The organism is Fontibacillus phaseoli, assembly GCF_003337355.1.
GTDB classification, from domain to species: Bacteria; Bacillota; Bacilli; order Paenibacillales; family Paenibacillaceae; genus Fontibacillus; species Fontibacillus phaseoli.
This window is the reverse complement of record NZ_QPJW01000002.1, coordinates 167,537-190,760: the sequence shown is the minus strand read 5'-3', so window position 1 is coordinate 190,760 and position 23,224 is coordinate 167,537. Positions and strand designations below refer to the sequence as shown.

Below are 23,224 nucleotides of genomic sequence, written 5' to 3'. Positions count from 1 at the left end.
GGATGAAAAAACGGGGGTTCAATTATGTTATTATATTTTTATTCGTGATCTCGCTGCTGGGTAATGTTTTTCTTTACACGAAATTGCAAGATGAGAAGAGTAATTCGTCTGTATCCAAGACATCCGACGAGTCACCAATCACGAAGAGACTTGCCTTTATAAAACAGTTGATAAGCGAGGAAGGGCAATATTACTTGGTCCTTGACTATGCGGAATGGTTCTCGGATGCGGAAGCGGAGAAGGCGGCGAAGGAAGATGGCGATCCCGAAGCAGGTTCATTAAGCAACGGATTTTATATTCGAAATGAAACGAACGAACAGGAAAAAGTGAAATTAGAAAAAGACGGTTTATTTTATGTAATGGATGGCGCTACCCCAAGAGCGGTGGATTATAACGAATTTGTATCTTCGGAATTAGAAGAAAGATTGTTCAATCTCCGCTTTGCCGGGGATACGCTGGTAGCCATGGAAGAACAATATAGGCCATAATATTAGGAACTGCATTTCTGACGCATCGTTTCTTAGCAAAATGGAGGGCATCAATGAAGTCTAACGAAAAAAATCAGCAAGCATGGAATACAGGTGCCTTTGAAGCATGGGTTAAGCGATTCGGATCTCCGGTGGAAGCGGCGCAAAAACTTCAAGAAAACCCGCAAAAGAAAATCGGCGAGATTTATGATTATTTTGGTGAGGTTTCCGGCAAGAAAGTCATGAATTTACTTGGTTCGAATGGGATGAAAGCCGTTGCCTTAGCATTGCTCGGGGCGAATGTTACGATTGTGGACTTCTCCGCCGATAATGCCCGATATGCGGAGGAACTCTCTCATGCCGCGCAGGCGGAAATCCGGTACGTTGTATCCGATGTTCTACAGCTGCCTTCTCATGAGTTGAGTGCAGAATATGATTTGGTGTTTATGGAGAAAGGCGTGCTCCATTATTTTCTCGACCTGAATCCTCTTTTTCAGGTTGTTGCCACGCTTTTAAAACCGGGAGGGCGGTTTGTTTTGCAGGATTTCCATCCTGTGTCCACCAAGTTGATTTCTTCCCGAGGCACAACAGCGAATATTCGAAAACATAAGGTTACGGGCAACTATTTTGATGATGCCGTGGTTGAACGCGAGGTTGCTTATTCGAAATATTCCGATGATGCCGTGCCCACGAAAGTTTATCAAAGATACTGGACGCTTGGCGAAGTGATCACTTCGGTTGCCGGCTCGGGATTAACGATCAAGGAATTGAAGGAACTGCCTAATTTATCCTCCGAGGTGTTCGATGCGGGAATTCCCAAGAGCTTTATTGTAGTTGCTGAAAAGTCGTAAGCTTTTGGGAAAAGCCATCACCGCCTCATGATGACGAGATGTATATAATTAGAAAAGAATATACCGACAAACACCGCTGCCTAGGACATGAAAGTCATTAATGGTAGGGGTGTTTTGGTTGTATGGCATGATCGGCATCATATAGCACAAATGGAGACATTTATAAAAAACTTTGATTTTGAAGAGGAGGAAATGTGATGAGTTGCCAAATGGTTGCTGTCTTGCAACGACATCTTGAACCGGCGCTGCAAATGCTGAATCAATTAGTAGAATTAGGGCCAGAGGAAGTGTGGGCAGATCCGGAATTGGATTATTGGAAGCATATTTTACACGCGATCACCGGCATTGCTTTTTGGTTTAGAGAAGAAGGTGAAGAATTTCACTTACCGAATTTCAACAAGGATATTACCCCGGATTTCGATAAGAAATGCCTGGACTATCCAACGAAGCATGAACTTGCTGGTTATATAGATGAGATGAAAGTAAAGTCCGAGTCATTTTTCAAGCAACTGGCAGGGGTATCTTTGGTGGACCCGTGCGCGGTTTACGACAAGTTTACCAAGGCCGACGTTATTTTAATGCAGATCCGGCATATCCAGCATCATATCGGCTATTGCAATCATATTTTAAGTTCACGAGGCTATGAGACTGCAGGTTGGGTCGGGTAAAGGTGAATGAGCTTTCATAAGGGAAGGGATGGAGAAGCATGGAGGCCGCATCTTTTGAGAAGGTTTTTTTGAAAATTTCGTTGCATCGGATGAACGACATGTACTTTTTAAAATTAAAAGAGTCTCTTCAAGGGCTTTCACAAGAATTGTTATGGACCGAAAATTACCCGGGCAGCAATACAATCGGGGGAATCACCATGCATATGTGCGAGCACATCGCCAGAAACTGCTTGAGATTATCGGAATCCGATCCGGAATTGAAACAAGGATTCCAGGAATATTTTCCAAGCGACACGGTCACATCCCAACAACTTATACAAGCTTTTGAAGAACAATTGAGAGCGTGGAGCATCCTCATGAAACGGTATATTCAGGGGGAGCTGCCATTGAATGAAGAGCATATTCACCAGCTATATCATCTTCTCGAGCATGCCGGTTATCATCTGGGACAAGTAATAGACCGGGTTCAAGGAGCTACTGGAGAGAAGCTTGAATTTTATAAAAAAGGGCTTCATGAAGCTTATCTGAGAAGCAAAATCGATTCTGACCTCACTTAAGGAGGATATTCCATGAGATCATTTGAAGTCGTAAGCCTCGATCTGTTCCAAACGTTGGTGAATATAGATACAAGAAGATCTCATATTTGGCAGCCGATTTTGCTAAATACATATACCGATCAATTGGCCGATGAATACGCCGGTTTGCTATTGGAAGGTTTCTTTAAGCATAAGGAGCAGTTTTCAAAGCATGAAGCTTTTACCTTGACAGCAAAAGTATACGAACACAGTTTTGCCGACGTATTTTCTGCGAAAGAGATTTCCTATGATTGCGTGAAAGCGAACCGCCATTTATTCCGCCAACATGCACTGTCGGAGTTTTATGAGGATACGGAGGCCTTTCTGAGCCGTATTACGAAAAAGTATGAGGTTTGTATTGTAAGCGATGCGGACGATGCTATGGTGCCGCCGTTTTATAAGGACTATGGAATTCGTCTCCTGACCTCGGAACAGTACAGCTCGTACAAGAACGATGAACAGAATGTCATGTTTAAGCAATTGATCAATTATTATCAAGTGGCTCCGGGCCGTATTATTCATATCGGGGATTCGTCATCGGATGTATTGGGTGCAAAGCGGGAAGGAATTACAGCGTGTTGGTTGAATCGAAACAAGATTACCTGGAGTCATGAAGTGAGACCCGATTTGATCGTGGAATCCTTGGAAGAATTAGACGGGATACTTTGATTTGGCAACAAGAGATCGGTGGTAAACCAAAGACGCGGCCTGGCCTGAGAGGAAAATCTGAGGTAGGCCGCTTTCGTTTATCTAACGGAATAATAATAATAAAAATCTAACTACTCGCTGCGATAAGCTATTCATCCCCGGCTTAACCCCATATAATAAAGAAAACGTTAACACTGGAGAATTGGATTTTCATTTTCTTGCGTCATCGTTCATGAATAAGAAGTGGGGGGATGGCAGCTTGGAGAAGCTCATTGTAAAGACGGGGGTATACAGCTTTCTGATTGCTTTGTTAATCGGAGTCGTGTTTTTTAAGGATACGACGGTGGTCAAATACGATGGATCCGCGGTTACGGAATTGATCCAGCTTCCATTAAGGCAGTACCTGTTTAAATTGCTCAGGTTCTCGTCGTTGTTGTCGCTGGTTGCCATGGCTATAGCCTGGATTTCCCGGTATTTCGTGATAACGAAGGAAAAGACGAGGTTCGGCGTGCTTTTGAAGAGTTATATCATTGCCTTTCTTTTAGTTTTGCTGATTATTTTTTCGGTTGCATGCATTCTGTTTTTGCTTAACCGTCCATGACGGAATCTTTTGAAGAGAGCTTTTCCCTAGTATCCGTTAATTAACGGCTAGATTTGGAGGTTTTTCGATGAGTAATATTCATTTCCCGATTACTTTCGAACCGATGACCCGAGACCGGGCGGCTGTCCTATCCCGCTGGACATACGAAGGAATCTATTCGATCTACAGTATGGAGGATAGCGACGAGTGTATCAGCGAACTGATGAACGGAGAGTATTTCTTGGGGATCGACCCGCGGAGGAATGAAGTCATCGGATATATATGCAGCGGGAACTCGGCACGAGTGCCGGGAGGTTACCCGGCCGGTATTTATGAACATCATGATTGCCTGGATATCGGACTTGGACTGAGACCGGATCTTACCGGAAAAGGGATTGGACAGAGCTTTTTAATTGAGGCTATGGGATTTCTAAGCGTACGGTATGCCATTACATCCTTTCAATTGGTCGTAGCTGCTTTTAATGAGCGAGCGATTAAAGTATATGAACGGACCGGGTTTAGAAAAGGAGAATGCTTTCCAAGCAAAGTGGAGGATCGGGAGATCGAATTTTTAGCGATGAAATGCTTGGATGATATCGGTATATAAAAAAATTCCTTGAGTTCAATCGCGATAAACGATATTGTCTTTGATAAACATCAATCAATTGAAAGAAGGAAATATATGAATCTTCAACTCTCCGAAATAGGCGTGAGTGAGAAAGAACTCTTTTTCAATTTATATAATTTGTATTTGTACGAACTATCGTCTTATACAGGAGAAGATGTGAGGGAAGACGGGAAATTTGATTTGGGCAATACTCACTTGTATTTGGAAAAGCAGGCGTTGATCCCGTATTTGATCCGAGCCGATGAACAAATTGCCGGTTTCGTACTGATATGTTCGCCGCCGTATACGCCAAATGAAGAAGAGTATTCGATCCAGGAGCTGTTCCTGTTGAAAAAGTTCAGAGGGAGAAACTTGGCGGCGGAAACGGTAAGCCAAGTGTTTCATTTGCATCCCGGAACCTATCATGTGGAGCAGTTGGAAAACAATTTTGCGGCTGTCCGATTTTGGAAAAAGCTTTACGCCAACTTAAAAATAAGTTTTGTTGAGGAAAGGACTTCGGTGACAATCGACGGACTCCCTGGGGAGCACGGAATCGTATCCCAACGCTTTGCCGTGACAGGGGCATAAAATAAGCTTGAAGGTAATCGGAGGAAATAGCGCTATCCAAATTCCGCTGAAAGGAAGATGAGTATGGGCTGGTTTGAACCGATCAGGATCGTGGACAAATATAACCAAATCATTGAGATCAGAACCGCGGTTGGGCATGATGCCGACAGAATTCTGGCCTATAACCGGGAAATTATTTCTTCGGAATCCTTCTTATTAACCGTTCCTGAGGAATTCGACAGGACCGTTGAAATGGAGCGCGAATGGATTGAAGAAACGCTGAACAAGGAGAGCAGTCTCATCTTGCTGGCGGAAGAGCAGGGGAAGGTAGTCGGACTCCTTGATTTTCATAGCGGACATAAACGAAGAATTGCCCATACCGGCTATTTCGGAATGAGCGTTCGCAGCGATTATCAAGGGGGCGGCATCGGAAAAGCATTGCTTCAAGCTCTTATTGACTGGGCTGTTAAGCATCACAAGCTAGAAAAAATCAGCCTCGAGGTGTTTGCCAACAACAGCAAGGCCATTCAGTTGTATCGTAAACTGGGATTTGTCCAAGAAAGCCTGTTGCGAAAACAAATCAAACTGCAGGATGGAAGCTACGTGGACGTAATCGGCATGAGTTTGCTGCTTAGCCCGGCTTAATCTGTGCAATGAAATATGACTAAGAATCAGACAACATGCACCCGGCCTAATCGACAAAGTATGTCGGGCCGGGTTGTTTTATAAGTGGGATGAAATACGTTATGACGCTGAAGGAGGGAAAGGAATTGAAAATTGCCCTTGTTGCTTTTAACGGCCTTACTTTTTTGGACTTGATCGGCTTTTATGATGTGATTTATCGGCTTAACGGGTTTGAATCATCCAAAGGGGTCACCTGGGACTTTTGCGGACCCGAAGAAGAAGTCAGGGATGAACTTGGCCTGAAGATCAAAGTAGACCTCGTGAATCCGGATTTATCGCAGTATGATCTCGTATTTGTTCCAGGCGGGATGGGAACGAGGCAGCTAAGATTCGATGAGTCCTTTATTTCCTGGCTCCGTAAGGCCGAAGCTTGCCGTTATATCGTATCTGTTTGTACCGGATCCTTACTGCTGGGGGCTGCGGGACTGTTGAAAGACAAGAAAGCCACGACGCATCCCGGTGCGTATGATTTGCTGGAACCCTACTGCAAAGAAGTTATTCGGAAGCGGATCGTAAAAGACGGGAATCTCATTACGGCTGGAGGCGTTGCCACATCCATAGATCTTGCGCTCTACCTTGTGAAAATATTCGCAGGACAGGGGGCGGTCTCGGAGATTAAAATGCAGATCGATTATCCCTATGACATGGAAGGAATTGTCGAATTTCAAGAATTGAGGGAGTGATAAGTAATGAGCCAAGTCGTCAAAAGTTATTACGATAATAACGCGGAGCAGGAATGGAATCGGCTAAACAATCCTTATAGCAAGATAGAGTGGCTGTCAACATTACGGCTAATGGATAGATATTTGCCCGATTCGGGACATATTTGCGATATCGGCTCCGGGCCGGGAAGATATTCAATCGAACTGCTCCAGCAGGGATACCAGGTAACCCTCTTCGATTTGTCATCACAGGAACTTGCGTTGGCGGAAAGCCGGATCGCTGAGCTTGGACTGCAAGCAGAAGCCTATATATGTGAAGATGCGAGAAATTTGTATGTTCTGGAGAAGGAAGCCTACGACGGCGTGCTCGTTCTGGGGCCTTTATATCATGTACATGAAGCGCAGGATCGTCTCGGAATTATCGCTCATGCCTCAAGAGTTTTGAAGCCGGGCGGGACCGCCATATTTTCTTTTATCAATTCATGGGGTTGCTTAAAGGCCGGCGTGACGGAATTTAGCGATTCTTACCGGGATGCCGAAAATATTTATAAGTATTTGCAGGAGCAACAACTGAATGAGAATGAAGGCTTTACTGAATGTTATTTTACGATTCCTGGGATCGCGTTGGAGGAAGTGAGGAAAGGTGGTTTTGACATCATATCTTATGCGGGTGCGGAGAGCTTCCTGGCGGGAATGAGCGGAGAATTGACTCGGCTTTTTCATGAGGACCGTCAGGTCTACGATCATCTTGTGCAGGCTGCCAGTGAAACCAGTGAGGCTCCTCAATATAGGGAGGCCACGGAGCATTTGTTGATTATCGCGAGAAAAAACTGATTTCGGAACAGGGGAGATACTATGGAAGATACGGACAAGTATTTGAACGAAACCGGGCTGGAAAAGTATGCGGCCGGGCTCAGTCTCACCGGAAGCCTGCTTCAGGACGTTAGCACTTTCTTCAAACTTCACCAGGACAGCGAGACATGGGATCATACGCTGAAGGTGACCAGCCAGGCCGTGCGCATTGCCCGGCTCTATGGTGCCGATCCGCTCAAGGCGGAGCAGGCTGCGCTTCTTCACGACATCAGCAATGTCATTCCCGTTACTCAGATGATTCAAGTGGCCCAAGACGCCGGCATTGAAATCCTGGATGAGGAGCTATCGTATGCGAGAATCCTGCATCAGAAGTTGTCACGGGCTATGGCAGAGCAGTTGTTTAACATCGGCGATGAAGGAATTCTGAAGGCAATCGAATGCCATACAACGCTTAGACCTCAGGCTACCTTGTTTGATAAAGTGGTGTTCATCGCCGATAAAGTCTCCTGGGAACTGCCAGGGGAACACGCCTATTTGAGCGAGATTCGCCGCCTTGTCGACGGCCGCCGTCTCAATGAGGCGGTATATGTTTATTTGGATCATGTATATAGCCAGCGGGATCATATGAAACTTGTTCATTCCTGGCTGATTTCCGCCAGGGAGGAGCTGCTGGAACAAGTACAGCAAGAAGCCGGTCCCATGAAGCAGCATCTGCTTAGGATGTTCGATCACATGGCCTGGGCCAACCGGGAGATTATTCACCAGTTGCAAATGGAACAATCGGTGCCTCAGGCTACGCTGCGAATGTTTGCTCATATTTTGGCGGCCGAAGCGATTTGGCTGTCCCGGCTGAACGAAGCCGGGGGGACAACGGCGATAAATCTGTGGCCGACCGAGACCATGAGCCTCGAGCAGTGCGAGCGTTTGGCCGCGGGTAACGCCGGAGGATTCGCTCGCTATTTTTCAAAGATTAAGGAAGAGGATTTATATAAGGGGATCCCTTATCAGAACAGTAAAGGAATACCATTCACGACGGCAATTATCGATATTTTGACGCATATTACGCTTCATGGAAGTTACCATCGCGGTCAAATCGCCTCCGGATTGCGGATGGAGCAATTGACGCCTCCCGTGACCGATTACATCCAGTATGTCAGAGCCTGAGGGAACAACTCTTTTTCATTTGACGACAAGCAGGATGCTTCCTGGAAAAAGACTAACTTGAGCGACGGAAAGGGGAGTTGGCAATGCAGTTAAAATGGCTGGAATGGGCCAAGCAGATTCAGTCGATCAGTCAAGCCGGACTGGCTTATTCCAAAGACATCTATGATATTGAACGTTTTGAAATGCTTCGGGATCTGAGTGTGGAAATCATGAGCCAGTATACCGGTGTGGAGGGGGAGCAAGTGCGGGCACTGTTCGCATCCGAGACCGGCTATGCAACACCGAAGGTGGATGTCCGCGGCGTCGTGTTTGAGGGGGACAAACTACTGCTCGTCCGCGAACGGTTGGATGGTGCCTGGGCCTTGCCGGGCGGCTGGGCCGATGTCGGACTGTCGCCTAAAGAAGTCGCAGCCAAGGAAGTTAAGGAAGAAGCCGGACTAGAAGTGCGTCCGGTCAGACTCCTTGGTGTGCTGGACAAGAAATTCCATGATCATCCTCCGGCGGCGTGGCATGTTTACAAAATGTTTATTCTCTGCGAAGTAACCGGTGGACAACTGCAAGCGGGCATGGAAACCCTTCAGGCGAGATATTTTGGCGAAGATGAATTACCGCCGCTGTCCACGGAACGAAATACGCTCAAACAAATTCAGTTGCTGTTCAAGGCAAGGCATGTCCAGCATGAGGCTTGGCTGGATTAGAGCCGGGGAAATGAGTATTCTTCCCGGATTAACGGGGATGGACAGTTCCCCGAAGACGCTTGCTTTTCTGATTGTTTCACAGGTTTTATATTTGCTTTTCTCGGCAGTGTGGCTCGTCGTATTGGGCATCTCCGCCATGATGTTTGACAGCCCGGGATCGGAGAATAACATTGGATTGAATATTTTGTATTATTACATTCAAGCCTATCCCGGCGGTCTTTTACTGGCTCTGTGTTTCGGCTGGTACTTTTTTGCCAAGAAGAAATGGAGAGCCGCGGTGCTTTGGAACCTGATTCCATTGATCTGGGTGATCCCTTTTCTTGGAATGATCCTGTACGCCAATTTTTTATGAATGAAAGGGAATTGCCAACATGACTTGCAAATTAGTGATGATCGAAGGCCTGCCCGGTTCAGGCAAATCGACGCATGCCCAATGGACCCGTGAAATATTGACCGGATTCGGGCAGGAGACCCGGCTGTATTTGGAAGGAAATCTGGAGCATCCCGCGGATTATGACGGCGTGGCTTGTTATGAAGCCGAGGAATTCCGGCAGCTGTTGACGGAACAAAAGGATTTGTCCTCATTATTGGAAAAGAGTTCGGTTCGACGCGGGGACCGCTACTTCATTCCGTATCGCAAACTGAGAGAAGAAGACGGGGCTGATTTTCCCGATTTCTTGGCGAGTCAGATGTTTCAACATGATGTTTATGAACTTCCGTTTGAACGACATGCGGAAGTCCTTGCGGAAAAATGGCGCGAATATGGGAAAGAGGCCGAGGGACGGTACACGACGGATATTTTCGAGTGTTGTTTTTTGCAAAATCCGCTTACCGTAGGCCTGATCAAATATGATGTCCCGAAACAAGATATTCGGCAGTATGTCAGACGGTTGGAGGAAAGTATTCTCAAGCTCGATCCCGTCGTGATCTATATCGATCAACAGGACGTGGACCGGACGTTCCGGAATGCGGTTGAACAGAGACCGCGTGAATGGAGTGAAGGTTTCATCGAGTATTATACCGGGCAGGGATTTGGGAAAAACCGCGGCTTGACGGGATTGGAAGGAACGGTCGAAATACTGAGATACAAAAGGGAATTCACGCTTGAATTGCTCGACTCTTTACGGCTCCGCAAAATAATTTTAAACAATACGGCGTATGATCCGGTCAAAAGCAAGGCGGAATTAAGAGATATTCTGGAATCGCTTGCAGTGTCCAAGGAAATCCGTGATATATGATCGGCAGGTGATAATAGACTTATGATGAAGGATGTAAAACGCGATGATCCGGTAGTCGGAACCGGGCTGCAGGCCGAAGTGCAGGAATTATTGGAGAAGCATTCAATTTTTGAGACTTTAAGGGATTATGATCCGATTCTGGTCGGGACGGTTCCCCTCGATATCCAGGTGCCCGGGAGCGATTTGGATATCATTTGCGAGGTGCATGATTTTGCTTTATTTGTAGAGCAGGTAATCTTCCACTTCGGACATTTCCCGGAGTTTGAGATTGTGCGGCGCCAGGTTGAGGGGATTGAGAGGATCAAAGCCAATTTTATCTGCGAGGGATGGCCCGTGGAATTGTTCGGACAGCCCATGCCAATCCGGCAACAGAATGGCTACCGGCATATGATGGTGGAAGCGAGGATGCTTAGGCTGTACGGCGAACCTTTTAAACAGGAAATTATTACGTTAAAACAAAGCGGACTCAAAACCGAACCGGCTTTTGCCCGGCTGCTTCAACTGGAAGGCGATCCTTATCGGCAACTGCTGGCCTGTGAAAACCGGACGGACGAGGAATTATTGCTTATATTGAAGGAGGGTTGAGGTGGAATTAGTGGAAGAATCCAGAATTATGTTAGGCCGTAGCACCCGTGCCCGGACATTCGTTTACTTGCGGTGTGGACGGTGATACAGTGGAAGTAGCCGACCCCAAACGTCGGAATTCAATAAAGCGAGGGATTGTCTTGGGTAATATTGCGAAAAATCTAACGGATCTTATTGGTAATACACCGATGCTGGAACTCAACAATTTTGCGGGGACAACGGGAGCGCATTCCAAACTTGTAGCCAAGCTGGAATATTTTAATCCTGCGGGCAGCGTAAAAGATCGGATCGGCTTTGCCATGATTAAGGACGCCGAGTCCAAAGGATTGCTGAAGCCCGGTTCGGTCATTATTGAGCCAACCAGCGGAAATACCGGGGTGGGGCTCGCTTTTGCGGCTGCGGCGTTGGGCTACCGTCTCATTATCACGCTGCCGGAGAGCTTTACTATCGAACGGCGGAAGTTGCTCGTGGCGTTGGGCGCCGAGCTCGTCCTGACCCCTGCGGCGGAAGGCATGGGAGGCGCGATCCGCAAGGCTGAAGAATTGGCTGCAGAGACGCCGAATTCGTTCATTCCCCAGCAGTTCGAGAATCCTGCCAATCCGGCTGTACATAAAGTCACGACCGCGGAAGAAATTTGGAGGGACATGGACGGTAACGTGGATATTTTTGTGGCCGGGGTCGGAACCGGCGGCACCATCTCCGGGGTGGGCGCATTCCTGAAGGAGAGAAATCCTTCGGTGCAAATCGTGGCGGTGGAGCCTCATGAATCGCCTGTACTTTCGGGAGGCAAGCGCGGCGTCCACAAAATCCAGGGGATCGGCGCCGGCTTTGTACCGCGGAATTTCGACGCTGCGATCGTTGATGAAATTTTCCCTGTCAAGGATGAAGACGCCTTTAGTACTTCGCGCCTGTTGGCAAGAACCGAAGGCCTATTGGTGGGGATTTCTTCCGGAGCCGCTGCCTATGTTGCCGTTCAACTGGCCAAGCGGCCGGAGAATGTCGGGAAGAACATCGTTGTTCTGTTGCCGGATACCGGGGAGCGATACTTGTCTACACCGTTATTCCCGGAAGAATAGGAATTTTAGGCCGGTTATATTATTAAATACTGAATGCGGAACGAAAAAACACATTCTGGTCGGTAGTCCAGAAGCATGGCCCAGGCCATGTCAGTAACCTTCCCCCTCGGGATGTCCGTCGTTCCGCTGCTTAACAAGAGGGGGATTTACATGAAGTTGACCGTTTTTTATGAAGGAAAGTTTTGGGTTGGCGTCATCGAGGAAATGGCCGAAGGAAAGCTGAAAGTTTACCGTCATATTTTTGGAGGCGAGCCGAAAGATCCGGAAATTTGGCAATTTGTAATTCATGATATGCTTCCGGTGATGGATGCCCTGTCCCGTTCTACGGGCGTTAAAGGAATGAAGGAAGCGGCCGGAGGCCGGATTAACCCGAAACGGCTGGCCCGTCTGACCGCCCGTGAGATGGACAACAGGGGCATATCGACGTTTGCGCAGAAAGCGCTGAAACAGGAGTATGAACAGCGAAAGAAAGAAAAAGCAAGCACCGGACGGGAAGAACGGGAACGCCAAGAAGCCCTCAAGCGGGAGCGGAAAGTGCTGAAGGCAAAGCAAAGGCATCGCGGAAGATAAATTTGTACTGTACAAGGAAGGTGAAAATATGCCGCATATCACTGGAAAGCGGATCACTTGCGTGAATACCGGATGGAGGATTTGCCGCACATCCGAAGTTGGGTTAATGATGAGGACATTGTCGGAAATTTAAGCGAAATCTTTATGTTTCCGCAAACCTATCATAATACGGAATCCTTTTTGAAAAGTATGGTCGAAGGGAATACGGAAACACAAGGCTTCATAATCGCGGAGAAGGACACCCTGGACTATATTGGCCAAATCGACCTTCACCGCCTTAACTGGAGAAACCGCTCCGCCACCCTCGGCATTGTGATCGGGCGTAAAGAAATGCTGGGCCAAGGTTACGGACGGGAAGCGATCGGACTGCTTCAACGCTTTGTTTTCGAAACTTTGAACCTAAACCGGCTTGAGCTGGAGGTTTACGGTTTCAACGAACGCGCCCATCGTTGCTATCTTAGCTGCGGCTTCAAGGAAGAAGGCAGGGCGCGGCAAAAGATTTTCAAGCACGGCAAGTATCACGATGTTATCCTTATGAGCATCTTGGCGGAGGAGTACCGGGAAACAGCGAAATAAATCAAAAGTGCGGCACCAGGAATACGGTGCCGCATTTTTTTATTTTACAAGGGGTATTGGTCTGGACATTAAGATGCATTACTCTTCATGTCCTTCGAGCAATTTTCTTAGTTTCATCTCGGTGGCCGTCTGCGGGGCGGGGGTGTAAATACTTAAACGCAAGTCCGCCTCCCCTTGTACCTGCAGTGAAGATAGATTGAACAGCATTTTTCCGGCTTTGGCGTGACGGAATTCGATCATGACTTCCGGAGCGGCGCTTACCTCGCTTTGATTCCAGAGTTCCGTAAAGTCGGGATAATTGGCGGACATGTACTCAATAAAATCCGAGTACCATGGGTCCGCGACATATTGACCGTAATACGCCCGGAAGATGGACAAAAATCCTTTGACGAAATGGGCCCAATTCACCGCGAGACTGCGCAGCTCCTTTTTGCTGAACAATAGGGAGATCAGGTTGCGATCACGCTCCGGAATTTGCTGAAAATTCAGAAACACATGGGAGGCCGCCGGATTCCAGCCAACGATATGGCAATGGCGATCGGAAATCAGGGTGGGACAGAACTTCAATTCCTCAAGAATTTTGTGCAGCGACGGGCTGATTATGGCTTCTTTCTCGTCGGCCAGCTCCGGATGAAACCCGTTCTCGAGCGCCAGATCGAACAAATATTTTCGCTCGTCGCCATTAAGGCGAAGGGCTCCCGAAATGGCATCCAGCACGGAAGCGGAGACTTTGATGTCGCGGCCCTGCTCCAGCCAGGTGTACCAGGTTGTGCTTACGCCGGCCAATTGGGCGACTTCCTCGCGCCGCAATCCGGGCGTGCGGCGGCGCGAACCCGCAGGCAATCCGACAGTAGTCGGATGCAGCTTGGAACGCTGGATTTTCAAAAAATCGGAAAGGGCTTTAAGCCGGGGATCGGTTTGCATTACTCTGCCTCCAGTCAAACACTTCGCTACGGATTAGAATTTTTGTTGTTATTGTATTATACATTATACTAGGATAACTAAAAACTTGTAATAGGATAATGAAGAGATACAATAGGGACAAAGACGGCTGTTACATAGCCGAATGGAACTCAAGGGGGTTTTTAGATGGAAAGAGTCGTCGTTACGGGAATGGGCATCGTCTCGCCGCTGGGCAATGAGGTGGAGACGTTTTGGAATAAGCTTAAAGCAGGAAAATCGGGGATTACCGTGATCGATAGGTTCGATGTTTCGAATTTCGGAACAAAAATCGCCGGACAGGTTTTCGATTTTGACCCTGAAGGCCTGTTCGGCCGTAAAGAGGCTCGGAAAATGGACCGTTTCGTTCAGTATGGACTGTACGCGGCAGACCAGGCAGTGAAGCAGGCCAATCTTGATCCGGAAAGCATTGATCGCGAACGGTTCGGCGTTTATGTCGGCACCGGCATCGGCGGAATTCAGACGCTGACGGATAATATGGAGGCATACCAAAGCCGGGGTCCCGGCCGGGTCAGCCCGAGTTTGGTGCCGATGATGATATCCAACATGGCGGCGGCGCAGATCAGCATCCGTTACGGAGCGATGGGACCGACGATGTCCCCGGTGACCGCTTGTTCGATCGGCAATACCGCGATTGGCGAAGCATTTCGCTTGATCCGGAGCGGGGAAGCGGACGTAATGATCGCCGGCGGGACGGAGGCGGCCATCCACCCGTTGTCGCTTGCCAGCTTCGGCAACGCTACGGCGCTATCGAAGCGCAGCGATGATCCGGAGCAGGCCAGCCGACCGTTTGATGCCACCCGGGACGGCTTTGTCATGGCCGAAGGCGCCGGCATCCTCGTGCTGGAATCGCTTGAGCATGCCCTGCGCAGAGGGGCCATGATCTACGGGGAAGTGATCGGTTATGGCGCAAGCTCGGATGCCTATCATGTAGTGGCGTCGCATCCGGAAGGAGACGGCGCCTTCCTCGCAATGAAGCGCGCCTTTCAATCGGCAGGAATTTCTGCCGAAGAAGTTGACGTGGTCAGCGCGCACGCAACGGGTACCCATGTCGGTGACCTGGCGGAAACGAAAGCGCTCAAAAGGCTGTTCGGCGAGCGGGTGCTTCAGGTTCCCGTAACGGCCAACAAATCGATGACCGGCCATATGTTCGGCGCTGCGGGTGGCGCTGAAGCGATCGCGTTGCTCCAATCTTTGAACGAAGGCATCATTCCGCCGACGATCAACCTCGAACATCCGGACCCCGAGTGCGATCTCGACTATGTCCCGCATCATGCAAGGGAAGCTTCCCTAAGGACGGGTCTATCCAATTCGTTTGGGTTCGGCGGACATAACGCAGCCATTCTGTTAAGGCGGTATCAAGCATAAAGAGTAGAAATCGTATCATGACCCTACTCCAAAAGATAGCGGCGTGGAGATGAAAGTCTCCATATCGGCTGTCTTTTTTTCTTATATAGAGTGGTAAAATCATGGATATTCTCATAGCGGATGAGGTTGGAAACATCCCTGTTGTTCCGATAAAAAAGTTTAAAAACGTCCCTCCGCAACTTTCCAGCCTCTGGAAACGTCAGGAGTTCAAAAGCCAAAAAAATAGATAAGAACCTGGGGGCGATTTAAAATGAAAAAATGGGGATTCTATGCACTTCTGCTTTGCTTGGCATTATCTTTCCTACTGGGAGGCTGCGGGAGCGCAAGTAATATGAACAGCGCGGATTCCGGCAGTTATGAAAGCTCTTCCGCAGCCAATAATGCCGTATCCGAGGAAAAATCAGACATGACCTCCGAGGCGCCTGCCGCAGATGCTGGCGGCAATGCGAGTCTTCCACCAACCGAATCCGCTGCCGAGTCGGACCGGGCTTCTTCGGGTTTCCAGGGGACGGATTCGGCTGCGGGACTCAACAAAAAGCTGATTTACCATGCCAATGTTGTCATGGAAGTAAAAGATTACGGGAAAGCACAATCGGAAATCCGCAATTTGATCACGCTGACGGGCGGGTATATTGTCGAATTTTCTGAGAATCAATCCCAGCATGAGCGGGGCGGCACCTTCATTCTCAAAGTACCGGCTGCCGGATTCTCCTCTTTTCTGGATCGGCTGGAACAACTGAAACCGGAGACTATACAGCAGAGCATTCAGGGACAGGACGTTTCCGAAGAATACGTGGACCTGGAATCGCGCCTTAAAGTGAAGCAGGCAATGGAAGCGAGATATCTCAAGTTTGTGGATGAAGCCACGCAAACGTCGCAATTGGTCGAATTCGTGAACGAACTGGAACGGATTCAGACCGAGATTGAGCAGATTAAGGGCCGGATGCGCTATATAGACAACAATGTTTCTTTTTCCACGATTGAAATCCGTTTGTATCAGCCGATGGAAACTTCTATCGTGAAATTAAACGAAGAAAAGCCGCCTTTGTATAAGCGGGCGCAAGACGCGCTTACCGGAAGTATCGATGTGATCTTATTAGTGCTGCAATGGTTAGTGGTCGTCTTGTCCGGCGCTTTGCCATTGATCGTGATCGGCGCGGTTATTGCGGCAATTGTCTGGCCGCTGCGGCGGAGAAGAAAGAAACGGAACCGCTTCGCAGACTGGAATGCACAGCGGTCTGAGGAACGGGGAGTATCTGATCCAATCAAGGAAATTCCGGATCAGGAGATATCGCCTGCTGCTACCGAGCAAGAGGATGACGATCAGAAATAAAGTCCCGAGCCGAAAACCGGAGATAAGGCGTGAAGTCATTATCTTCCGGTTTTCTTTTTGCATGAAAAGAGGAAACCCCTGCTCATAAAGCGAAATCAATGAAGAGTTGTTGAATGGTACCGTGATGACGGTCGTTTGAGACTAAAGGCAAGACTTTGGAGGTGCTACTATGCAACGGCCTGTTATTCTCAAAACTAAATTGCTGCCGCCTACGTTTCGTAGCCACTATGTCAATAGATCCTTATGGGAGTTATCCGGGGGGAGAGGAAACAGGCAACGCTTGATTTCGATAGTTGCCCCAGCGGGCAGCGGGAAAACAACGGCGCTGTTTGAATGTACATATCATGAGCAAAGGCCGGTATCCTGGTTGACTCTGGATGAACGGGAGAACGATCACCGAAGATTTTGGCGGTATGTAGTGCATTCGCTCGCTCAACATACGCAACCGGGGGTGGAGGATCGGACGCTACCGCTTATGACGGAGTTTTCGGAAGGGGCCATGATTTCTTTTTTGGAGCAGTTGCTGAATGAACTGGATCAGGAGGATCAGCCGCTGGCTATTGTTTTGGATGACTATCATCTGATACACAATTCGGAAGTCCATGAGTATTTGAATTTTTTCATTGATAATTTGCCGGAATCGGTTTGTATATATATTGCTTCAAGGACGGAACTCCCCTTCAGTGGAATGGCCAGATGGAAAATGAACGGGGATGTGCAAACCATCGGGCCGCAGGAGTTGGCATTCGATGAAGTTTCGGCCGCACAGCTTTGCGAAAATTTACTCGGCTATCCGCTGTCTGAAGATGCGGTCGAGAAGCTGGTGCAACGTACCGAAGGATGGGCCGCCGGTCTGCAACTGGTGCTGTTATCCATGCAGCAGGGCGGTCAAGACCATTTGTCCAACTACGTGCAAATCCGAGGCAATCAGCGGCATTTGGCCGATTATCTTTTTCATGAGGTGATGGCGGGGCTGGATCAAGAGCTGCAGCAGTTTTTGCTGCGGACTTCGATATTGAAGCGGCTTAACGGAAATATTTGCAGGATCGTGACGGGGCAGGAAGATAGCGGGATCAAACTTGAGCTTATCAAGGAAAAGGGGTTGTTCCTGATTCCGATGGATGTCCATAGGGAATGGTACCGTTATCATCATTTGTTTGCGGATTATCTGGTAACGGCACTGCAACAGCAGATGCCAGATCAATGGCGAGATCTCCATATCCGGGCCAGTACCGCTTATGCCCAAGAAGGCTGGATGGAAGAAGCGATCGACTATGCCTTACTGGGCGAAAGGTATGAATTGGCTTCCGACCTGCTGGATCGTCATGTGGGAGACGTAATAGGCCAGGGAGACTTCGGGACGCTGCTGGGCTGGTTTAAACAGCTCCCGGATTCCTACGAGCTTCCGTTCCGCCTTTTGCTTTTGCAAGCCTTTGTTCACTCCGCAACAAGCGATTTCATGAAAGCGAAGGCTTTATTGGATCAATGCGAAGCAAGGCTGTCTCATTCGTCCGAAGATGAAACGAACCTGGAATGGGTGAGCGGTTTGTTTTTTGTAAAAGCCAATCTGGCCTTCTCCTCCGGGCAATTCGAAGATTGGTTCTCTTTCGCGGATAACATTCAAGAGCGGCTACCGAAGGATTCCGTGTTTTTTAATTTCAATTATAATCTCAGAGAGCCGTTTGTGCGGAATACTTCGTTTGGGCTAAAGGGCGTCATTACGGACACGACGAAGAAAATCGGCATGAGAATCGTCTCGATTCTGGAGCAGCATGGTTGGGGAGATTCTCTGATTTGCCAATATGTCGTACAGGCGCTGGCGGAAGGTTTTTACGAATGGGGGGAACTGGATGCTTGCGCGAATTGGCTGAATCGCATGATCGCCGGAAACCGTTATCGCGAAGTACCCGGTCTGCTAATTCCTTACAGGCTTACTTTGGCCAAGCTAAAGCTAAGCGAAGATCAACCGCTAGCCGCACGGGCCATTGTGCTAGAAACGATTCAGACGGTTCAGGAAGCCGAAAACGGATATGTACATTGGCTTAGGCCGTTGCGCGTATTTTTGGCTTACCTTGATTTGGAAGAAGGAAATATAGACGAGGCTGAGGTTATTTTGCAGGATTTGAAAATATCGATGAATCAGCGCGTTACCTTGGATCACGCCTTGGAAATATTGACGCTAGCCAGGCTGTTAATTGCTCGGAAGGCGAATGAACAAGCTTTGGTTCTGCTGACAGCGTTGCGGGTCCAGGCGGAAGAGGCGGGAATCGTGAATCTGGCCATTTCTTCTATCGTGCTGCAAGCCAGGGCGGAGTTAGGACGCAGTGGACCGATGAGCGCAGCCGTGTTGCTCCAGCAAGCGTTGAGGATGGGGGAGCCTTTCCGGTATTGCCGCACTTTTTTGGATGAGGGCGAATGGATGATCAAGTTGATCCGATATGGTCTTGATTCGGATAGCAATCTTGCCGGACATGGGGCGGAATCCTGGATGATTTATGCATCCGGTTTACTGGAAATAGCCAGCGTGCCCCTAAAAGCGAAGATGGAGTCAGGCGACCTTGCTGTGCGGTTCGGACTTACGCCAAAAGAACAGCAAATCATCACTTTGCTCTATAGGGGACAGACAAACCAAGGAATTGCGGACGAGCTTGGCCTGACGTTAGGAACCGTTAAAGTGTATTTAAATCGGATCTACAGTAAACTGGGCGTAGGATCCCGGGTACAAGCTTTAATAAAAACCCAGGAGCTTGTTTTTGGCCAGGGTGAGTAGGTTTTGATATAATACTAATATCAAATCGAAAGAACGCTGACTTTAGGCCTTGTTATCGTAAATGTAGAAGGTCATAAGGAACTATAAATGCGAAAAGTGTCGATATTAAGTCGGGTTTTGTCTGTGACATTTTTATCATTTTAATGAGTTGACAAGCATTTTTTTTTGAAATATATTGAAAATATCATAGGAAAGATTAATTTACATAATCTGGTTTTATTAGAATCGGGACTTTATGACTGTTAATAGAATATTCGGCACACTAATCGAAAGATTAGGTCGCAAAGCCTTGGAGTCTAATAATCGTGTGATTAATGACCGTCCGGCTGCATAACAATGTAATTACCATTGTCTATGTAGCCGGTTTTTTATTTTCCTGTGTTCTCAGCGGATTTTGTTCCGTGAGATATAAATGCCCAAAAGTAAGGAGGGTAGAACACTAGTGCCTGAAAGGGAGGAATTCCATGAAAAAATGAGGAGGAACCTATGAAACGCGGGTTAAAGATTGTAATATCCTGGTTATGTTTATTTTCACTTTTTATTAGTCCTTTGACGGCTTTCGGAGCAGGGACGACTTCGAGCGATCCGGTCTGGCCTAATCCCGGCGCAATTCAATTAAGCAAAACGGCAGAACCTACAGGCAAATCGGGCGAGTGGAAAATTACGCTCAAGGCTGAGGGTAAGAACATCAAAACAAGCTCGGATGTAGTGCTGGTGATCGATAAGTCCGGGAGTATGGCATATGACTGGTGGACGGGGATTAACAAAATGGCAGACGCAAGAACAGCCGCGAAGAAGTTCGTGGACAATTTGTTGTTAACCGGGTCTTCGACCCGAATTGCCGTTGTCTCCTTCAATAAGTCAGCTACAAATGTTTCCGATTTTAAAGGCCCTAGTCAAAAGGATGCTCTGAAGACGGCCATTGACGGTATCAATGAAAGCGGCGGTACAAATATTCAAGCAGGGTTGAAGAATGCCCGTGATCTTTTGGCGAACAGCTCGGCTCAGAATAAAGTAATCGTCGTATTGAGTGACGGAGAACCAACCTACAGTTTCAAGGGAACGCAGGCCAAAAGTTCCAGTTGGCAAAATAACAGTTATAATTTTGCCATTACGAAATTTGATTATGGAACTACGCTTGGAACTGGTGGAGATTATGATCTTTCAAGATCTTCACGGTACGAAATTAATAATTTCTCCGTAAAAGATAACGGCATCGGAACAATTTCGGAGGCAAAAATCGCTAAAGACGCAGGCCTCAAGATTTTTTCGGTCGGGCTCGACGTTTCCAATAACAGTAATGCGATTAAAGTTCTGAAAGACGTTCAGAATGAAGGTTATTTTTCTGCCAACAGCGATGAGCTGAACACGATTTTCGGCGAAATGGCCGGGAAAATCTCTTATGCGGCACAAAGTGCAAGAGTAATCGATCCGATGGGAGATATGTTCAATCTCAAACTGCAAGGAGCTCAAATTAGTCCGGCAGATTACACAGTATCGCAAGGGACTGTAACTTGGGACGCCGCGACTGAGAAATTCAGTTGGAACGTCGGTAATATTGCCGAGGGCGAACCTGCAACATTCACTTACACAGTGGTCATGGACCAATCCAAAAACCCGGTTTCTAATGTCCTTTATCCTACGAACGGTAAAACAACCATGGAATACACGAATGTGAATAACCAAAACGTTTCGAAGGATTTTGAGGTGCCGAAAGTAAGCATCGGCAATGGTTCCATCCTCATGAAGGGCTATAAAGTCAATGCGAACGGCAAGCCAATCAATGCCGAAGGCGTTGAAGTTGAGGGTCCGGAATTCGCAGAAGCACTTTATAGCGAGTATTACAAGGATCAAAACGGTAAGGAAGCTTTCCCTATGGGCTCAACGCATTCTGTACCAGCAAAATCGGTTGCAGGTTACCAGTTGAAAGTAGGAGAAAGTCCTAGAAATGTAACTCTGACCGTCACCAATCCTGCGCCAGTCGTTTGGTTTGGATACACGGCAGCAGTAGAACAAACCGTTACAGTAAAGTATCTGGAGAAGGATTCAGGCAAACAACTGAAGGACCCTACTTTCCAAAAGGGTTCCGCTGGTTCGAAAGTTGAACTGAAGGCCTTACCGGTCGAGGGATATAACGTAGTAGCTCCTGATGAGCTGGAATATACGTTTACGTCTGAACCGAATCAAGTTTACACCTTCTACTACACCGCCAACGAACAAAACGTAACGGTGAAGTACTTGAAAAAGGGCACGACGGATGAAGTAGCTCCTAGCACGACGGTGAAAGGCCTGACCGGCCAAACGGTCGAACTGACAGCCGCGAACGCACCGGGCTACACACCTGAGAAAGCAAAAGATAGCTACACAGTGAAAGCCGAAGGCAACGAGTATATTTTCTACTACACCGCCAAAGAACAAAACGTAACGGTGAAGTACCTGAAAAAGGGTACGACGGATGAAGTAGCTCCTAGCACGACGGTGAAAGGCCTGACTGGCCAAACGATTGAGCTGACAGCCGCGAACGCACCGGGCTACACCCCGGAAAAGGCAACTGACAGCTATACGATCAAAGCCGAAGGCAACGAGTACATTTTCTACTACACCGCAAGTGAACAAAACGTAACGGTGAAGTACTTGAAAAAGGGTACGACGGATGAAGTAGCTCCTAGCACGACGGTGAATGGCCTGACTGGCCAAACGATTGAGCTGACAGCCGCGGACGTACCGGGCTACACTCCGGAAAAAGCGACCGACAGCTATACGATCAAAGCCGAAGGTAACGAATACATCTTCTACTACACGGCTGACGCGCAAAGCGTAGAAGTGCAGTACCTGGAGCAAGGCACGAATAAAATTCTTGCCGATCCGACAACGGCTAACGGTGTAACCGGTCAAACGATCGAGCTGAAAGCGAAGGATATCGCGGGTTATACAGCGGTGGAACCGACTTACAGCTACACGTTGGACGTTGAAAATGCAGCGCATGTGTTCTACTACACCGCGAACGAGCAAAGCGTGAACGTGAAGTATGTAGACCGCGCCACAGGCGAGGAAATAGCCGAAGCGACGAGCGTGGACGGAGTCACCGGTGAAACGGTAACTCTCGAGGCGAAGGACGTACCGGGCTACAGTCCGGAAAAAGCGACCGATAGCTACACGATCAATGCCGAAGGCAACGAGTATATCTTCTACTACACGGCTGACGCGCAAAGCGTAGAAGTGCAGTACCTGGAGCAAGGCACGAATAAAATTCTTGCCGATCCGACAACGGCTAATGGCGTAACCGGTCAGACGATCGAGCTGAAAGCGAAGGATATCGCGGGTTATACAGCGGTGGAACCGACTTACAGCTACACGCTGGACGATGAAAATGCAGCGCATGTGTTCTACTACACCGCGAGCGAGCAAAGCGTGAACGTGAAGTATGTAGACCGCGCCACAGGCGAGGATATTGCCGAAGCGACGAGCGTGGACGGAGTCACCGGTGAAACGGTAACTCTCAAGGCGAAGGACGTACCGGGCTACAGTCCGGAAAAAGCGACCGATAGCTATACGATTAAAGCCGAAGGCAACGAGTACATCTTCTACTACACGGCTGACGCTCAAAGCGTAGATGTGCAGTACCTGGAGCAAGGCGCGAATAAAATTCTTGCCGATCCGACAACGGCTAATGGCGTAACCGGTCAGACGATCGAGCTGAAAGCGAAGGATATCGCGGGTTATACAGCGGTGGAACCGACTTACAGCTACACGCTGGACGTCTG

At 48.2% G+C, this 23,224-nt stretch carries 23 protein-coding genes, 1 pseudogene and 1 riboswitch; of the genes and pseudogenes, 23 read left to right on the top strand and 1 reads right to left on the bottom strand.

The genetic code is table 11. The features are described from left to right. The first annotated feature begins 2 nt into the window (after nucleotides 1–2). The 19 genes and pseudogenes from DFP94_RS08240 to DFP94_RS08150 all read left to right on the top strand — a co-directional run bounded on the left by DFP94_RS08240 (nucleotide 3) and on the right by DFP94_RS08150 (nucleotide 13,029). Nucleotides 3–488 carry a hypothetical protein gene (locus DFP94_RS08240; protein ID WP_114495995.1) on the top strand — a complete coding sequence of 162 codons (486 nt, stop codon included), beginning with the start codon at nucleotides 3–5 and terminating at the stop codon, nucleotides 486–488. A gap of 53 nt (nucleotides 489–541) precedes the next feature. Then, entirely contained in the window at nucleotides 542–1,318 is a 777-nt protein-coding gene (locus DFP94_RS08235; RefSeq protein ID WP_114495994.1) for a class I SAM-dependent methyltransferase, read from the top strand. Nucleotides 1,319–1,515: 197 nt separating this feature from the next. After that, nucleotides 1,516–1,986 carry a DinB family protein gene (locus tag DFP94_RS08230; protein ID WP_114495993.1) on the top strand — a complete coding sequence of 157 codons (471 nt, stop codon included), beginning with the start codon at nucleotides 1,516–1,518 and terminating at the stop codon, nucleotides 1,984–1,986. Between the two features lie 38 nt (nucleotides 1,987–2,024). Beyond that, the gene (locus tag DFP94_RS08225; RefSeq protein ID WP_114495992.1) at nucleotides 2,025–2,543 is read left to right on the top strand and encodes a hypothetical protein; all 519 of its coding nucleotides are present in this window, start codon (nucleotides 2,025–2,027) and stop codon (nucleotides 2,541–2,543) included. A 12-nt stretch (nucleotides 2,544–2,555) separates the two neighbouring features. After that, nucleotides 2,556–3,230 carry an HAD family hydrolase gene (locus DFP94_RS08220; protein ID WP_114495991.1) on the top strand — a complete coding sequence of 225 codons (675 nt, stop codon included), beginning with the start codon at nucleotides 2,556–2,558 and terminating at the stop codon, nucleotides 3,228–3,230. 238 nt (nucleotides 3,231–3,468) lie between these two features. Continuing rightward, a complete protein-coding gene (locus DFP94_RS08215; RefSeq protein ID WP_114495990.1) occupies nucleotides 3,469–3,810 on the top strand; it encodes a hypothetical protein in 342 nt (113 codons plus the stop codon). A gap of 67 nt (nucleotides 3,811–3,877) precedes the next feature. After that, nucleotides 3,878–4,396 (top strand): GNAT family N-acetyltransferase, encoded by a 519-nt coding sequence (locus tag DFP94_RS08210; protein WP_114495989.1) that lies wholly within the window; start codon nucleotides 3,878–3,880, stop codon nucleotides 4,394–4,396. 75 nt (nucleotides 4,397–4,471) lie between these two features. Further along, nucleotides 4,472–4,984, top strand: a complete 513-nt coding sequence (locus tag DFP94_RS08205; protein WP_114495988.1) for a GNAT family N-acetyltransferase — start codon at nucleotides 4,472–4,474, stop codon at nucleotides 4,982–4,984. 63 nt (nucleotides 4,985–5,047) lie between these two features. Beyond that, nucleotides 5,048–5,608, top strand: a complete 561-nt coding sequence (locus DFP94_RS08200) for a GNAT family N-acetyltransferase (protein WP_181873069.1) — start codon at nucleotides 5,048–5,050, stop codon at nucleotides 5,606–5,608. A 125-nt stretch (nucleotides 5,609–5,733) separates the two neighbouring features. Further along, nucleotides 5,734–6,330, top strand: a complete 597-nt coding sequence (locus DFP94_RS08195; RefSeq protein ID WP_114496357.1) for a DJ-1/PfpI family protein — start codon at nucleotides 5,734–5,736, stop codon at nucleotides 6,328–6,330. A gap of 6 nt (nucleotides 6,331–6,336) precedes the next feature. Further along, on the top strand, nucleotides 6,337–7,143 hold the full coding sequence (locus DFP94_RS08190) for a class I SAM-dependent methyltransferase (RefSeq protein WP_114495986.1): 807 nt from the start codon (nucleotides 6,337–6,339) through the stop codon (nucleotides 7,141–7,143). A gap of 21 nt (nucleotides 7,144–7,164) precedes the next feature. Then, nucleotides 7,165–8,286, top strand: a complete 1,122-nt coding sequence (yqeK, locus tag DFP94_RS08185) for a bis(5'-nucleosyl)-tetraphosphatase (symmetrical) YqeK (RefSeq protein WP_114495985.1) — start codon at nucleotides 7,165–7,167, stop codon at nucleotides 8,284–8,286. An 83-nt stretch (nucleotides 8,287–8,369) separates the two neighbouring features. After that, nucleotides 8,370–8,984, top strand: a complete 615-nt coding sequence (locus DFP94_RS08180) for an NUDIX hydrolase (RefSeq protein ID WP_114495984.1) — start codon at nucleotides 8,370–8,372, stop codon at nucleotides 8,982–8,984. Nucleotides 8,985–8,994: 10 nt separating this feature from the next. Further along, on the top strand, nucleotides 8,995–9,336 hold the full coding sequence (locus DFP94_RS08175) for a hypothetical protein (RefSeq protein WP_114495983.1): 342 nt from the start codon (nucleotides 8,995–8,997) through the stop codon (nucleotides 9,334–9,336). Between the two features lie 19 nt (nucleotides 9,337–9,355). Further along, complete coding sequence (locus tag DFP94_RS08170; RefSeq protein ID WP_114495982.1) at nucleotides 9,356–10,222, top strand: P-loop NTPase family protein; 867 nt, start codon at nucleotides 9,356–9,358, stop codon at nucleotides 10,220–10,222. Between the two features lie 21 nt (nucleotides 10,223–10,243). Further along, nucleotides 10,244–10,807, top strand: a complete 564-nt coding sequence (locus tag DFP94_RS08165) for a DUF4269 domain-containing protein (protein WP_114495981.1) — start codon at nucleotides 10,244–10,246, stop codon at nucleotides 10,805–10,807. A gap of 140 nt (nucleotides 10,808–10,947) precedes the next feature. Further along, entirely contained in the window at nucleotides 10,948–11,883 is a 936-nt protein-coding gene (gene cysK, locus DFP94_RS08160; protein WP_114495980.1) for a cysteine synthase A, read from the top strand. 150 nt (nucleotides 11,884–12,033) lie between these two features. Next, entirely contained in the window at nucleotides 12,034–12,453 is a 420-nt protein-coding gene (locus tag DFP94_RS08155; protein WP_114495979.1) for a YjdF family protein, read from the top strand. Between the two features lie 28 nt (nucleotides 12,454–12,481). Further along, a pseudogene (locus tag DFP94_RS08150) lies at nucleotides 12,482–13,029 on the top strand (GNAT family N-acetyltransferase). Nucleotides 13,030–13,107: 78 nt separating this feature from the next. Here the strand turns inward: DFP94_RS08150 and DFP94_RS08145 are convergent. Then, nucleotides 13,108–13,953, bottom strand: a complete 846-nt coding sequence (locus DFP94_RS08145; RefSeq protein WP_114495978.1) for a helix-turn-helix transcriptional regulator — start codon at nucleotides 13,951–13,953, stop codon at nucleotides 13,108–13,110. Nucleotides 13,954–14,118: 165 nt separating this feature from the next. Between DFP94_RS08145 and fabF the strand changes: the two genes are divergently transcribed. The 4 genes from fabF to DFP94_RS25450 all read left to right on the top strand — a co-directional run. Continuing rightward, complete coding sequence (fabF, locus tag DFP94_RS08140) at nucleotides 14,119–15,357, top strand: beta-ketoacyl-ACP synthase II (protein WP_114495977.1); 1,239 nt, start codon at nucleotides 14,119–14,121, stop codon at nucleotides 15,355–15,357. Nucleotides 15,358–15,688: 331 nt separating this feature from the next. After that, entirely contained in the window at nucleotides 15,689–16,690 is a 1,002-nt protein-coding gene (locus tag DFP94_RS08135; RefSeq protein WP_245954623.1) for a DUF4349 domain-containing protein, read from the top strand. 280 nt (nucleotides 16,691–16,970) lie between these two features. Beyond that, complete coding sequence (locus tag DFP94_RS08130; RefSeq protein WP_245954621.1) at nucleotides 16,971–19,460, top strand: winged helix-turn-helix domain-containing protein; 2,490 nt, start codon at nucleotides 16,971–16,973, stop codon at nucleotides 19,458–19,460. 246 nt (nucleotides 19,461–19,706) lie between these two features. After that, a riboswitch (cyclic di-GMP riboswitch) is annotated at nucleotides 19,707–19,794 on the top strand. A gap of 152 nt (nucleotides 19,795–19,946) precedes the next feature. Further along, a partial coding sequence (locus tag DFP94_RS25450) for a MucBP domain-containing protein (RefSeq protein ID WP_181873068.1) occupies nucleotides 19,947–23,224 on the top strand: 3,278 nt, incomplete at its 3' end.

What these genes read in the sequence shown, in the direction of transcription:
- DFP94_RS08200 (WP_181873069.1), top strand. Translation starts at nt 5,048, where the DNA reads ATGGGCTGGTTTGAACCGATCAGGATCGTGGACAAATATAACCAAATC.
- DFP94_RS08210 (WP_114495989.1), top strand. Translation starts at nt 3,878, where the DNA reads ATGAGTAATATTCATTTCCCGATTACTTTCGAACCGATGACCCGAGAC.
- DFP94_RS08225 (WP_114495992.1), top strand. Translation starts at nt 2,025, where the DNA reads ATGGAGGCCGCATCTTTTGAGAAGGTTTTTTTGAAAATTTCGTTGCAT.
- DFP94_RS08155 (WP_114495979.1), top strand. Translation starts at nt 12,034, where the DNA reads ATGAAGTTGACCGTTTTTTATGAAGGAAAGTTTTGGGTTGGCGTCATC.
- DFP94_RS08170 (WP_114495982.1), top strand. Translation starts at nt 9,356, where the DNA reads ATGACTTGCAAATTAGTGATGATCGAAGGCCTGCCCGGTTCAGGCAAA.
- DFP94_RS08180 (WP_114495984.1), top strand. Translation starts at nt 8,370, where the DNA reads ATGCAGTTAAAATGGCTGGAATGGGCCAAGCAGATTCAGTCGATCAGT.
- DFP94_RS08145 (WP_114495978.1), bottom strand. Translation starts at nt 13,953, where the DNA reads ATGCAAACCGATCCCCGGCTTAAAGCCCTTTCCGATTTTTTGAAAATC.
- DFP94_RS08220 (WP_114495991.1), top strand. Translation starts at nt 2,556, where the DNA reads ATGAGATCATTTGAAGTCGTAAGCCTCGATCTGTTCCAAACGTTGGTG.
- DFP94_RS08240 (WP_114495995.1), top strand. Translation starts at nt 3, where the DNA reads ATGAAAAAACGGGGGTTCAATTATGTTATTATATTTTTATTCGTGATC.
- DFP94_RS08175 (WP_114495983.1), top strand. Translation starts at nt 8,995, where the DNA reads ATGAGTATTCTTCCCGGATTAACGGGGATGGACAGTTCCCCGAAGACG.
- DFP94_RS08135 (WP_245954623.1), top strand. Translation starts at nt 15,689, where the DNA reads ATGAACAGCGCGGATTCCGGCAGTTATGAAAGCTCTTCCGCAGCCAAT.
- DFP94_RS08205 (WP_114495988.1), top strand. Translation starts at nt 4,472, where the DNA reads ATGAATCTTCAACTCTCCGAAATAGGCGTGAGTGAGAAAGAACTCTTT.
- DFP94_RS08190 (WP_114495986.1), top strand. Translation starts at nt 6,337, where the DNA reads ATGAGCCAAGTCGTCAAAAGTTATTACGATAATAACGCGGAGCAGGAA.
- DFP94_RS08165 (WP_114495981.1), top strand. Translation starts at nt 10,244, where the DNA reads ATGATGAAGGATGTAAAACGCGATGATCCGGTAGTCGGAACCGGGCTG.
- DFP94_RS08230 (WP_114495993.1), top strand. Translation starts at nt 1,516, where the DNA reads ATGAGTTGCCAAATGGTTGCTGTCTTGCAACGACATCTTGAACCGGCG.
- DFP94_RS08235 (WP_114495994.1), top strand. Translation starts at nt 542, where the DNA reads ATGAAGTCTAACGAAAAAAATCAGCAAGCATGGAATACAGGTGCCTTT.
- yqeK (WP_114495985.1), top strand. Translation starts at nt 7,165, where the DNA reads ATGGAAGATACGGACAAGTATTTGAACGAAACCGGGCTGGAAAAGTAT.
- fabF (WP_114495977.1), top strand. Translation starts at nt 14,119, where the DNA reads ATGGAAAGAGTCGTCGTTACGGGAATGGGCATCGTCTCGCCGCTGGGC.